A 14,036-nucleotide genomic window follows, 5' to 3' on the forward strand; every position below is an offset into this window, starting at 1 on the left:
AAACCACACAGAAAACATGACTTAATTGTTGCACTTTGAAATACATTGTTACATTTGGCGCATTATGAAGAGTTGAAATTGAAAGCTCACCAAACAAACTTGGAAACTAACCTTCCATTAATGAATGTGAAAACTAAGGAATAGAAGACGATTAAGACACACAGCAATATCGTGCTACACAAATGGAGCCAGTGCTGACAAGGGATCTCGAAACAGTAGATAAACACTCGCGCGTCACCACTGCTCAGGGCAAGTTCAAGGTACATTAGAAAGAGCGAATAAATAGAAGTGTGACGCCCATCAAGATTGTGAATTCACATACCATTTACAAGGTATTCACTGGTTAGATTATTCAAAATACCCACTCATTCACCAGCAAGATAACCAAGCATTCATCGATGTACTACTGTGACGAATTGAAAGAATATTATGACTAACAGAAAGGATAATTTGACTAATTGAGAACGTTATAGCGGTGAAAAGAACAACACAATGGTCGGAATTGGGATGAATTTATCGAGAATAACAACACCATAATCGAGCCAGATACGGCTCGATTATGGGCAATTGAAAAGCAGTTAAATTAAAAAACAGTTATGCCGCTTGAGTCGCGATGGTTTTTCGCTGATTTCGAGTCATCAAGTGATAAACCACCGGCACAAAGTAGAACGAGATAAGCGTGGTTAACACAGTACCACCCACAATCGCGACCGCAAACGGAGGCCAGAAACCACCGCCAGCGATGATCAATGGCATAAAGCCGCCAACAGTCGTTATCGTGGTTGAGCTGATATGGCGAGTACACGACATCACAGCTTCAACGACTGCATCTACATTCCCGGAGGAAGCCTCTTTATCGAGTTTCAATTCGGTCAAAATCACAATGGCCGCGTTAATCGCTAAGCCCGCAATCCCAAGCATCGCGATAATCACCGTAAAGCCGAACGGATAACCGAAGATCCATACCGACAACAGCCCTAGTCCACCAGCCAACCCTGCTACCATGAAGATGATGCTGCTCATTCGGAACGAGTTGAATGACATCACCACCACCAGCACCATCAATACCACCACGACTGCGACATTCGAGATGAGGCTGTTGACTGAATTGTCTCGCTCCGCTGATTCGCCACCAAAACCAATGGTGTAACCCGATGGCATCTCATAGCTTGCTAAGCGTTTTTGGAATTCATTAAGTACGGTTTGAGGTAAGACACCCGCTTCAATGTAACCCTCGATGGTATTCACACGCTGCCCGTTACGACGAGTAATCGCACCGCGACTGGTCGTCAATTCCAGTTCTGCCAGAGTCGAAACATTGATCCCTGTTGAGTAGACATCAGAACTGATTGGCAGACGAATATTGCTTAAGTGAGCCAAGTTTTCACGCGCCTCATCTGCCACACGAACACGGATTGGTACCGACTCACTGCCTTCAATCACAGAGCCACTTTCACGACCTGTCAACGTAGTTTGCAGCATACCTGCGAACTGGTTCAATGAAATACCATTCAGCTTTGCGGTGTCTTCATCGACCTTCAACCACACCTTAGGTGTACCCGGTTGCAGCGTTTCCCTTGTGTGCGTCACATGAGGAACACCCGCCAAAATCAATCGCACATCCTCACCAATCGCTTTCAACGTATCGAGGTTTTCACCATACACTCGCAGTTCAACGGGCGCGGTAAATGGAGGCCCTTGGTTAAGCTTACGTACCAAGATTTGTGCTTCCGGCACCTCTTCATCCAACACCTTTTGCAACTGTGGAATTAGCGCATTGGCTTGGTCAAAGTTCTCTGTTTTCACCATGGCTTGCGAGAAGTACGGCGCGTTATTTTGCCTTGCTTGCAGATTGTAATAGAAGGATGGGAAGTTTGCGCCCACTAGCCAATCGATACGCTCCACTTCAGGGTAACGATGAATAATATCGTCAATTTTTTCAGATGTGTTTTTGGTGGCGTAAATGCTCGCTTGCGGCGGCATGTAAACCTGAATCTCAAACATGTCTCGGTCTGATGGCGGGAAGAATTGCTCAGTCAGCTGAGACATACTCCAGTAACCGGTAAACGGAACCAACAACACCAAAGCAATCGTGATAATTGGATGCGTGACACCAAAGCGGACAGAAGACGAGAACCAGCGCGTCAAAGCCGGGATTCTTAAGCCGGTCATGTACCAATGGTGCTGTCCTTTCTTGTCGACATCACTGAGTTGTTTCGGCAGTAGCTTAGTCGCTAAGCCTGCGATTAAGGTGTGCGAGATGATGTAAGAGCCGATCAATGAGAAAGAAACGGTAATCGCAATACCACCGACGAACTCACCCGATGCACCCGGCATCAAGATAATCGGGGCAAACGCCAACACGGTAGTTAAGGTTGAGCCTAATAACGGCACCCATAAATGCTTCAATGCATTCATGGTCGCTTCAGCGCGCTGTTGCCCTTTCAAGCGATAAGCTTGAATGGTATCGACCATCACCACCGCGTTATCAACCATGATCCCGAGCGCCACAATTAGGCCTGTCACCGACATTTGGTTAATCGGTACACCGGTCATTTTCATGATCGACAAGGTCAATAATGAGGTTAACGGCAGAGAAATGGCGACTAAGATCGCGGCACGCACGCCTAAAGTGACAAACAGCACAATCAAAATCAGACCGAAACCGATCATCAAGCTTTTGCCTAAATCGTCTAAGCGAGTCTCGGTATAACCTTGCTGATTAAACAGCACTGTCACCTTAACGTTACTTGGTAACTCTTGCTCAAATTTACCAATCAGAGCATTAGCTCGCGACGTCCAGTTATCGACTCGCAGATCAGGGTGCATTCTTGCCGCGACAATCACACCCGGCTCACCATCAATAATAGCAATCTGGTCTTGTGGGGTTTTCTCACCACGTTTCACAGAAGCAATGTCTTCCATACGGATGATGTGACCTTTGCTATCAGTGGCTATTGGCACTTGCTTAATGCGTTCAATGGAATCAAGCTCAGACTTAATCTCTAAGCCAAAGCGAGAATAAGTACTCACTAACTCGCCGGCCGAGTTCTTGGCGTCTGCCCCTTCGAGCGATTCAGCGATATTGGCGCTTGAACGCCCTAGAGCAGCGGCATCGGCCGTACGTAAACTGATTTGAATCTCTTCTTGCGGCATCCCGTATTCATCAACGAATTCAGTACCCGACAAAGTTCTTAGTCGCTTGGCGAGCTCTTTGGCATAACGGCCAAGCGTTAACCTATCAGGCTCGCCTGCACCAGACCAAGTTAGAGATGCGATGGTCGTGAAAGCATAGGTATGGTCGCTATCGAGATCAGGCGATTGAGCACCCGCAGGCAAAATGGATTCGATATCAGATAACTTGTCGCGAGCTTGGGACCAGACGGGTTCTGGCTCGGTGATGGTGTCATTAAGTTCTAGCGTGACAATCGATACGCTCGGCCTAGAGGTTGAACTCACCAATTTAACTTCACTCAGCTCACGCAGCTTGTTCTCGATTACCTCAGTAACCAAGGTTTCAACACGCTCGGCACTGGCGCCGGGGAAGCTGGTTGTGATGTTCGCGTAACGGTTGATGATTACTGGGTCTTCTGCACGTGGCAACGTCATGAACGCCGAAATACCACTCACCATCAGCAGTGCGGTCATTAAGATAAGCAGTCGAGTGTTGGAAATAGTCTCTATTATTTTCATGCTATTTCCTATTCAGCAGTAACGCTAGCTGGCTTTACGGTTTGTCCTGGCACTAAACGATGTAAGCCACTGGCAATCACTTGTTCACCGTCTTCAATCGCCCCACTCACGTACGCTTGTTGATTGTTGGCAAACAACACTTGAACACTTCGGCGCTCAACTTTGTTGTCTTCACCAATCACAAAGATGTTCCACACACCGCGTAGGCCGTCAATCAAACCCGTTAATGGCACCCAGTAGCCTTGGTCATCAATCTGTTCATCAAATTTCAGATAGGCAAGTTGCCCTTCTAATACCGACGATTGTTCAGGAAAAAGATAACGCAAACCGACACTGCGAGACTGTGTGTCGACCATTGCGCCCGGATTCAACAGGCTCACAGCGAATTCATCTCGCCCGACGCGAATACTTGGTGCGGAAAGTGAAGTAACCTTTTTCATTTGATGGGCAGGGATACCGATGAAGGCCTCTTTCCCTTCAGAGGCAAGCAGTGTAAGAGTTGGATTCCCTACATTCACTACATCTCCAAGCGATACATAGCGGGTTGCGATGGTCCCTGAATATGGCGCACGAACTGTCGATTTCACCAACTTCAATTGATTGCCTTTTACCGAGGCATCAATACGCAGCAAGTTCGCCTGCAATACGCGTTGCTCACTGGTTAACGAATCAATCTCAGCTTCGGCACTGAAGCCTTTCGCTTTCAATGAACGTTGACGTTTAAGGTTCGCAGCCACCAAACTCAATTGAGCTTTGACTTCTTCAGCCTGCGCTTTCAGTTGGCTAGACTCGGTTTCCAAAAGTTGGGTATCCAGTCTGATCAACGGCTGACCCGTTGTGACTGTGTCACCGACATCCACCAGAATCTCGTTTACTTTGCCCGCTAGTTCGAAACCTAAACTAGCCTGCTGACCCGCCTTAACCACACCGACATATTCACGCTGCACTGCATAAGAGGAAGAGAGCGCCAAGGCCATCGTTTCCACGGTTAAAATGGTTTGGACGCTCGATGCCGTTTCAGCGGTTGAATCAACCGACTCTTGGGCTTGTTCCTTTTCGCCACATCCAACAAGAAAAGCCGACAACGCCACTGCCACTGCCACTGCGCTTCCCTTCATCAATTTATACATACGTACTGTTCCTATGCGGTACTCAATTATGTTCTTTTTTTAGACTAACCAAATCAAACTAGACTGTCTAGTTTGATTATGTTAAAAATAAGTTTCATCGTTAATGATTGATAAAACCATCACAAAAAGCATAATGCTTAGCGTAAAACGAGACACATAGAACTGAGCACCAACAGGCGCTAAGCAACGAGACAAACTAGGTAACGAGACAACACTAAGTAACGAGAAGCAAGCACGTGACTAAAATCATCAAGAGTGAACAGAAAAGATCGCAGATCTTAACCGCAGCCAGCCAACTTTTCTCTGAATATGGCTTCAAGATCAATATGGATCAGATAGCCAAAGCAGCGAACGTTTCCAAGCAAACGGTCTACTCTCACTTTAAAAACAAAGACGAGCTTTTCGAAACCTGCATGCAAACTAAGTGTGCCGAGCGCGAACTCAGCCCTTCTGCTTTTGATATGAATGCCACTTTGGAAGACGAATTGGTGAAGTTTGGTGTGAAGTTTCAAGATTTGTTACTTGATGAGCAGTCCAGACAGACCTTTCAAAATGCTGTGAGCCAATCCAACACGCACCCAGAGATCGCCTCTATCTATTTAGAAACTGGGCCTCAGAAAACCACCAAATTACTTGCTGATTATTTGCAGTCGAAAATAGACTCTGGTGATCTCACACTGTCGACATCAAGCTCACCAGTCATTGCAGCACGCCAACTGTTGCTGATGTTTCACGGCAAATCGGCGTATTGGTCATTCTTCGGTCACGATAGCGGAGAATCCGAAGAAGAAAGGCTTCACTACACTCGCGAATGTGTCGCGCTATTCTTGAACGGCAACCAGCCTCGTTAATTGTAGCTCTATCTTTGAATAAAAAAGGCACAGAGAAATTCATCCTCTGTGCCTTATCAATCATCAGTCACTCTCAGCAATAACAGCGATCGGTTTATTGGGTATGTTCCACAACGATCAGCTCATCGGTATTGAAGCCACGCTCTTTCGACATGGCTTTAAACTTCTCCATCACTTCTGGTGAGACTTCAGGCGTTCTTGCGAGTAGCCATAAGTAATCAGTGTCAGGCCCAGAAACAAACGCGTATTGGTAGCCCTCTTTGTCTAATTCAAACACGACATAAGCGCCGTAGAAAGGGCCAAAGAAAGACACTTTCAAATAGCCTTGTTCAGAGCCCTCAACGAAGTACGCTTTTCCTTCCGCTTCGTTCCACTCACCTTCTTCCGCCGAATAACCACGGTTAATCACCTTCACGCCGCCATCATCACGAAGGCTGTATTCAGCGCTGATGTTGTCTAAGCCACGCTCAAACGAGTGATCCAAACGAGCCACTTCGTACCATTTCCCTAGGTATCGTTCCAACTCAAACTGTTGAACAGGCTTTACCGTTTCGGGCATGCCAACACAACCACCCAATAAGATCACGCTAAGCAGCAATAATATTTTTTTCATCCTAACCTCGACTTGTTTTTATTAGTAATGCGAGTAAGTCTCTTGAAAACATAAACTTACATCCTTGGTAATACGTTAAATCCATTTTTATAGCTCACTTAACTGTAATTTATTCAGAACCTTATGTGAATTGTTTAGTCTGCGAATGGATTCGCAATCCTTTATTGACGAGCTGTATTCCCACAACCACCTCAAAAGGCACTGGAATTACATTCAAACAAGAGAGCAACCAAGGACACTTTATTATTAAAAATTCACGATATGATTCTCGCCACTCGCTTTCTATACTTACTAAACCGTGGAACATGGAAGACATAATAATGAATAACAAGCTCACTCTGCCACGTACTGCATGGATAGCATTACTCACAAGCTTATCGGCCGTAGCGCCGGTGCTTGCACAAGCCAACACTATTGTTCAAACACAAACACCAGTTCAAGCGCAAACATCTGTTCATAACCAAAGTGCTGACCAGATCTTTATCAATGCTGATATATACGGGCATCGTGAGTCGGACTCGATCGTTACCCACAAAGGCAAGATCATCTTCATTGGTAACCAATCACAGGCGCAAACTTTTCAAGGGCAAAGCACTGATGTCATTGATTTAGACAATGCCTTTGTCCTTCCGGGATTTATTGATAACCATAACCATGTGTTTGAAGCCGCCTCAGAGCTGGGTGGCAATTGTGAACTCGACTCTGAAGCAACGTTAGAAGAGCAAATCCCCTACTTAGTAGCGTGTAAGATCAATGCTGATACCGATGGCAGAGGTTGGCTTATGGGCTATGGTTTTTCTTTGGAAGCGACGCTCGATAGCGACTCTGACTACACGCCACTAGAGATCATCGACAGTGTCTTCCCTAATCGCCCCGTGGTGCTTATGGAGCAGACTTCACACTCGATGTGGGTCAACTCAAAAGCACTAAAAATCGCTCGAATCAGCCAACAATCTCCAGACCCACAAGGCGGTGTTTATTTAAAAGACCAAGACAGCAGCAAGCTCAATGGCATCTTGCTAGACAATGCTGGCGATCAAGTGATGGAGATGGCTTGGAATAGCCAAAGTGAACTGTTTGAGCAAAGCTACCAAGGCTTAATGTTCGGGCTTGAGGAAGCGGCAACCCACGGCATCACCACCATTGGCGACGGTCGCATGTATTGGAAACGAGGTTGGTATGACGTTTGGCTAGAGGCCGAGCAAAATCAAGACTTAACGGCGCGAGTATCGCTACGCCCTTGGGTGTACCCATCGATGGTGATGTCTTCTCAATTAGAAGTCTTTGAGAAAATGCATTCCGACGATAAAAGCCATCTGTTACTTGTCGATCAGGTGAAAATGTACAGTGATGGCATCTTTATCAATGGCACCGCCAAAACACTCGCGCCCTACTTAGATACTTATCTACCCCAGTCTCCTAATGGCTTGAACTATATTCCGCCAGAACAAATGAAAGAATGGTTAACTGCGCTCGAGAAAATCGGCTTTAGCGCCCACATTCATGCGATTGGTGATGGAGCGGTTCGTGAATCTCTTGATGCGATAGAAAGTATTCGCAAACAAGGTTCAACCAAACCCTACACCCTAACCCATGTCGAATTAATCAATGATGAAGATGTGCCACGCTTTCGCCAGTTAGATGTAACTGCAGATTTCCAAGTTGGCTCTGATTACGTTGCAAGGCATCAACACCAATGGGCCGAAGCTTTCCTTGGTGCTCGCCGTGCCAAAGCCATGATGAACCTCGATGCAATACTCAAGACCGACGCCAATATCACCTTAAGCAGTGATTGGAACGTACACGACATCAACCCATTGGTCGGCATCGCGAACAGCTTAATCATGGGCAAAACCGGCCTAACCGATATCTATACCGCCATCGACGCTTACACGCTCAATGCCGCCAAAAGTCTTGGGATTGAAGACGTAACAGGTTCTATTGAGGTAGGAAAATCCGCTGACTTCGCCATTCTCGACCGCGACATCACCACAGTGTCAGCAAGACAAATCGCTAAGACTCAAGTGTTGATGACGGTGTTACGCGGGGATGTGGTTTACGAAAAATAAAACCAATTCGCGTATCGAATTGGTTATCGCAACTCAAACGAAAACGAGCCAGCTTATTCACATCTGTATTTTAGTTCTGTTACGCGTTGGTCTCTTTTAGTGCTTTCACATGTGAATCTTGTTTGTCATCCAGAGCAAAGTAGATCTTCGATACAATCACTTCAGCAACCAGAATCGTAAATACCACAGCGAAGAAAGCAACCACGCCGCCCCAAGGTCCTGTAAAACTCACCTTATCTCCGAACAGAAGGTTAATCGCTTCTAGCATCACGAATTTTGAGCCCACCAAGATAATGTAAGTGGTGATTGCTCGGTACACCTTAGGTGCAGTGCCCGGCTTGCTTTTGAAGTGTTCAGCAATCTTGTGCTCTAAACCAATAGAGAGCTTCAATAATAGCTGCAACAACAACGCCGCAATCAAAGAGATAGTGAAAGACTCAATGTTGACGAAGTCCCAGTACTCATCGAAGAAGTTAAGCACTACTAAGTCCACCAGCACGGCTAACGTGTAACCTACGAATAGACGTTGTGGTGTGTTGAACCCGTAAACTTTGTCTGATTTAGTCATTCTGTCTCTCTCTAATCTAATTTGATAAGTCGCCTTGATTTGAAATACATCTTAGCGTTCGAATCGAAGCAAAACTTACCATTTCATGACATCGCCAACATTCATTCCTCAAATTAATGATTCGACAAAAATCCCCTTTGCCTCTCTTATAGCAATAGCAAAAACACGCCCAATTCATCACTGTCACCAAATGGCCATTCTTCAAATGCTGCGCCCCATAAGATGACTCCATCAGCGACACACACTCATTTCCAAAAGGTGCAGACTATGAAAAAGCTAATCACTAACGCGAACGTATTTAACGGTGTTGATAACAACTTAATCGAGAACGTATCGATCCTGATCGAAGATAACTTGATCACTCAGATTGGAGAGATTGACCCAACGATTGCCGATGAAACGATTGATGCTCAAGGTGGCACGGTCATGCCAGGCCTGATTGATGCGCACGTTCATATCACGCTATCTGCACCTTTCAATGTGATTGATACCATGACGCGTGAAGAAGTGGCGATTCGCTCAGCGAAGATTTCAGAAGAGATGTTAATGCGCGGCTTTACTACCATTCGCGACGTGGCGGGCAATACGCTTGGCCTTAAAAACAGTATCGACAAGGGCTATGCGACTGGCCCACGCATTCTTCCTTCAATGGCGGCTATCTCACAAACCTGTGGTCATTCCGATTACCGTCAAAACCAAGCACAAGAGCGTTTAGCTAACGGGCATGAAGATTCACCTATGATGAAGCTTGGTGCAATGAAAGTGGCAGATGGTCGTTCAGAAGTCTTAAAAGCGGTTCGCGAACAACTGTTTATGGGCGCTTCTCAAATCAAGATCATGGCGGGTGGTGGTGCATCTTCAACGTTCGACCCACTAGACACGTTGCAATTCACATCAGAAGAAATGAAAGCCGCGGTTGATGCCGCTTCTGATTACGGCACTTATGTTGCCGCGCACATCCACACCTCTGATGCAATGCGCCGAGCCGCTGAAGCGGGCGTGATGTCTTTCGAACACGCAACTATCATGGACGACGACATTGCAGAAATCATTAAAGAGAAAGGCATTTGGGTTATTCCTTCTTACTTTACCTCTTCATTGATTGCAGAGCGTAAGATCCCGCTGCCAAATGAAGAGACATACCGCAAGACAGAACGCGTAGGCAAAGCGATGTTCAAGTCAGCAGAACTGATTAAGAAATACGACATCCAGAACATCGCTTTTGGCACTGACTGTGTGGGTGAGACCAACGTTCATGCGACACAATTGAATGAGCTTGGTGCGATTGAGCAAGTATTCGATACCATCACCGCACTTCGCATGGCGACATCAAACTGTGGACGCTTGTTCGAGATGTCGACCTATCAACACCCATACCAAGAAGGCAAGTTAGGTCAGATCGTTGAAGGCGCGTATGCCGACCTATTGATCATCGATGGCAACCCACTGGAAAGTGTTGCTTGTGTCGCTAACACAGAGACACAAAAATTGATCATGAAAGACGGTAAGGTGTACAAAAACACGCTTTAGTGTTCAATATACTCACTAAGTAATGAAACCTCTCAGGCAAGCAAGCGAACTTTATAGTCGTTTGCTTGCCTTTTTATTAAGCGCTGTTTTATTGCTACTATTAAACTCAGGTTATTGATTTATGGATAAATCGGGGTGGGATAAGGATGAAATTAGAATGAAGCTATTACTTACTGCACGCTTAATCAGCACAGTGCTATTACTCAGTTCACTGCTGTCAGGGTGCGGTAACTTTAGAAATCTATCTAATGAGATACAAGCCATCGACTCCATAACCAATCAATACATGGTTACCTTGAATCAACATGCCTCCGGTTCTGCCGTGGTGATTGAACAAATCAAAGACATTAACAAAGGCGAGGTTGATGGCTACGATGGCATCATAGACAGTGACAGTATTCACTTACATGTATCGAATAACATCCACTACCTACTTATCTTTGAAGATAAGAATCAAGACCTTACCCTACAAGCCGATGAAGCTTTCAGTGTAATCAACCTACGTGATCACCAAGACAGATCAACAATAGAAGTCTCACTAACGGTTAATGAGAGTGAAGCCCCAAGAGCGTTTGTTGATCGTTCACTATCTTCACTGTTAAAAATCGAATTGGATTTGATCGACATAGGCACAGTCGTGAGCTTGGAAGCTCCACCTTTTGACAGAAAAAATGGCAAACTCGGCATGTGGCAGCCGCTGACCTTTTTGCTCGAAGATAACGCTGGGCTCTACTTTCTGTCAGAGTTCGACCCAAACAAAATCCCGATCTTGTTTGTGCATGGCATCAACGCCACTGCGTTAGATTTTGCCCCACTGATTGAAAAAGTCGACCAATCTAAATATCAGATCTGGGTCTTTAACTATCCTTCAGGCTTGTCTCTGGCTTTGAACTCCAAAGGCCTGAATAACCTCATGCACACGGTGTTAACGGAATACAAAATCCAACAATTACATGTTGTGGCACATAGTATGGGCGGGCTTGTCGCCACCAACAGTCTTCGACAGTGCCGTATTGGGCAGCTATGCGATTTTGTAAGCAGCGTAGCCACCATATCTTCGCCGTTTGGTGGTGTCGAGTCTGCTAAACAAGGGGTCGAGTACTCTCCCGTAGTAATGCCGGCATGGGTTGATTTAAATCCAGACGGGAAATTTATCGCTGACTTATTAATTGACAGCAGTAAGATTCACATTCCCCACTTTTTAGCCTTTGGTTATAACTCGGGCGACCTATTTAATACCAACAGCAACGATGGTGTGATCAATTTATCAAGCCAATTGTCGCGCCCAGCCCAACTCCACGCGTCACAAATCCTCGGCTACAACGAAACCCATTTGAGCATCTTAGATAACGATGACCTTTTTGAAGACCTGTCCGAGTTTTGGTTAAGAGCTGAAGAAGCACATTGATTTATGATTCGGTGCACTAGGCGGCGTAGGTAAATCAGATATTAAAATTGGAACGCTTAGGCATTCCAATCTTTTGGGTGAAGCGTAATGTTTTTCTGAATTGAGAGCATTGATATCCTGTGCGTTCGGGCTGATTTCGAACACCCACCCCCTCTAACTCCCCCTCCAATTAAGTTTATCCCCCCTCTAGATTGACGACCGAGGGGGAGAACCTTCTTTAGCGCTGAATGTGTAACTGCACATGTAACGATCTGTATTCAGTTCCTCCCCTTTCTACGAACCACAATGGATTGTAGATACTGATTAAGGGGAGGCTAGGAGGGGATTTTTAGTAGGACTAACACGGATTTGCCCCTTTTCTTGTTAGAGCATATGCTCTTCGTAAAATAAACAAATTCATAATGACCAACATTTTCTAATAGCAGTGGCTGAATGTAGTCAGCTCCTCCGAAGAGCAGTAAGGAAGGAACCAAAGCTGTTTAATATTGTTATCAAGAAAAGTTTAACATTTTTATTTTTCTATTTACTTCATAGATTTAGTATTAAACAACATGTTATGTTACAAGTATTTTAATCGTTCATATCAAGGAATGCATAGTGAACAAATTACTTCTTCTTACAACCTTGCCTCTTGCACTCACAGGCTGTGTAAATCAGTTTGCTTCTATGCCTGATGCTTCCGTTACTGACCCTATTGATTATGTTGAACAGTACCAAGCAGCTTCTGAAAAAGGTTTACTTAACCCATTAGCTTTCGTTGGCGGTCGAGATGATGGAAATAATTTCCGTAAATATCGAAAGTCATGGTGTGCAGTATCAGAAGCGGCCTTTTACAGCCTTAAAGATGACTTAAAGGATCTGTGTCAAAACAAAGGTGGTGAACTACGTGGTCAATGGTGCGTAAAATCCAATTCGGACACCCCTCTCTTTAAAATGCATATAGCCCAAAGTAACATGCAGTGCTCAACTGGCACTTCTTCTTATGCAGAGGTTATTGCCCCCATAAACGATACAGACACAAAGGATAGTAAGTGGATTGCTCTCGCAAAAAATAATGGCTTTGAAACTGCTGCTGAAATTGAGACGGCTGAAAAGCAACGTCAAACTGCTCTCGAAGCCCAAAAAATTGCGAAAAAGCAACAAGCGTTACGTGAACAACAGCGCAAAGAAGCAGATAGAATTCAAATGCTTTCAACTCGTGGTCTAAGAATTTGCCAAAACGCGAAGTATAGCTATCAAGGAAAATATACAGGGTTTGTCGAGGATTTCACCGATAAAAAAATCAAAGTCCATGTTGCCCACTTAGGAGGCGATGGATGGACAGCATCAGGTTTTAAGGAGAGCACTATCTGGGATTATCCTGATAATTGGTATGTCTGCGATAGATAGACCGAAAGGTTTTTTAGTAGCTTCAAGCCCCTACTAACATATTCGTCAGCATTGGCGTATTGAAAACAACCAGCATTACGTTTTAGATGTTGTTTTTAAAGATGATAGCTCACGGATAACGTTAGATGGTGCAGTAGAAGATATAGCGCTGTTTAGACGCTTTGTGATGAACATGCTGAAGTAATGTGATTGTGGTGCGCCAAGCCAAAAAGTGAAGTTGAAGAAAGCTGGTTGGAACGATGATTATCGGGCTCGAGTCTTCTTTGGGTTATAAATCAATCAAAGTATGCTCGCGCCCTAGGGCTATCCATTTTCTGCATTTAGTGACCATTTTTTCAATCAAATTCTTTTGTCTCACTACTTTACTACTTTCTTTTGCTCGGCACTATTAATGCTGAATACCAAGCTAAGCAACTTTCGATACTTGTAGTTATCCATAATTTCTTAATTTAGCGAAGACGCTGATACGTTTATGTCCAGAGACGTTTCAGCTACTGTTGTAACTAGCCTTTGCCCTAAAACCTGTTAGATCAAATACACTACACAATTCTGAGAGCGTGCGTTTTCCCTACAAAACCTAATATTAAGCTTGAATGTCGTTCGAGTTGTCGGAGGACAATATAGTTTGTTGGATTCCAATAAAGTCTGATCATTTTCAATAAAAGTTATCACTTTTCCTCTGCTATTTCATTCCGCAGAGGTTATATGAACCGACGATAGCAAACACGCTGTAAACGCCCCATGAACCTACAGGGCGATATTACTAATGTTTGAAGTTCCAAGGC

At 44.9% G+C, this 14,036-nt stretch carries 9 protein-coding genes and 1 pseudogene; 6 read left to right on the plus strand and 4 right to left on the minus strand.

Features of this window, described 5'->3' with window-relative positions:
- Window positions 1-594: 594 nt before the first annotated feature.
- Both AB6E52_RS17480 and AB6E52_RS17485 read right to left on the minus strand, forming a co-directional pair.
- Window positions 595-3,693 (minus strand): efflux RND transporter permease subunit, encoded by a 3,099-nt coding sequence (locus AB6E52_RS17480; RefSeq protein WP_102321369.1) that lies wholly within the window; start codon window positions 3,691-3,693, stop codon window positions 595-597.
- An 8-nt stretch (window positions 3,694-3,701) separates the two neighbouring features.
- Entirely contained in the window at window positions 3,702-4,823 is a 1,122-nt protein-coding gene (locus tag AB6E52_RS17485; protein ID WP_102321370.1) for an efflux RND transporter periplasmic adaptor subunit, read from the minus strand.
- Window positions 4,824-5,059: 236 nt separating this feature from the next.
- On the opposite strand from AB6E52_RS17485, the gene AB6E52_RS17490 reads away from it, so the two are divergent.
- A complete protein-coding gene (locus tag AB6E52_RS17490) occupies window positions 5,060-5,674 on the plus strand; it encodes a TetR/AcrR family transcriptional regulator (RefSeq protein WP_102321371.1) in 615 nt (204 codons plus the stop codon).
- 94 nt (window positions 5,675-5,768) lie between these two features.
- Here AB6E52_RS17490 and AB6E52_RS17495 read toward each other — a convergent pair whose 3' ends face one another.
- A complete protein-coding gene (locus AB6E52_RS17495; RefSeq protein WP_102321372.1) occupies window positions 5,769-6,287 on the minus strand; it encodes a lipocalin family protein in 519 nt (172 codons plus the stop codon).
- Window positions 6,288-6,607: 320 nt separating this feature from the next.
- On the opposite strand from AB6E52_RS17495, the gene AB6E52_RS17500 reads away from it, so the two are divergent.
- Window positions 6,608-8,356 (plus strand): amidohydrolase, encoded by a 1,749-nt coding sequence (locus tag AB6E52_RS17500; protein ID WP_102321373.1) that lies wholly within the window; start codon window positions 6,608-6,610, stop codon window positions 8,354-8,356.
- Window positions 8,357-8,435: 79 nt separating this feature from the next.
- On the opposite strand, the gene AB6E52_RS17505 is transcribed toward AB6E52_RS17500, so the two are convergent.
- Window positions 8,436-8,924 (minus strand): hypothetical protein, encoded by a 489-nt coding sequence (locus AB6E52_RS17505; protein ID WP_017068109.1) that lies wholly within the window; start codon window positions 8,922-8,924, stop codon window positions 8,436-8,438.
- Between the two features lie 267 nt (window positions 8,925-9,191).
- On the opposite strand from AB6E52_RS17505, the gene AB6E52_RS17510 reads away from it, so the two are divergent.
- The 4 genes and pseudogenes from AB6E52_RS17510 to AB6E52_RS17525 form a co-directional block, all read left to right on the plus strand.
- Window positions 9,192-10,454, plus strand: a complete 1,263-nt coding sequence (locus tag AB6E52_RS17510; protein WP_017086137.1) for an amidohydrolase family protein — start codon at window positions 9,192-9,194, stop codon at window positions 10,452-10,454.
- Between the two features lie 157 nt (window positions 10,455-10,611).
- On the plus strand, window positions 10,612-11,862 hold the full coding sequence (locus tag AB6E52_RS17515; RefSeq protein ID WP_102321374.1) for an alpha/beta fold hydrolase: 1,251 nt from the start codon (window positions 10,612-10,614) through the stop codon (window positions 11,860-11,862).
- Between the two features lie 597 nt (window positions 11,863-12,459).
- Window positions 12,460-13,251, plus strand: coding sequence for a hypothetical protein (locus AB6E52_RS17520; RefSeq protein ID WP_102321375.1), 792 nt, complete (start codon window positions 12,460-12,462; stop codon window positions 13,249-13,251).
- Window positions 13,252-13,288: 37 nt separating this feature from the next.
- A pseudogene (locus AB6E52_RS17525) lies at window positions 13,289-13,525 on the plus strand (transposase); the annotation flags it as partial.
- Window positions 13,526-14,036: the final 511 nt, after the last annotated feature.

It is taken from the genome of Vibrio sp. 10N.247.311.13, from assembly GCF_041467595.1.
GTDB lineage: Bacteria > Pseudomonadota > Gammaproteobacteria > Enterobacterales > Vibrionaceae > Vibrio > Vibrio crassostreae_C.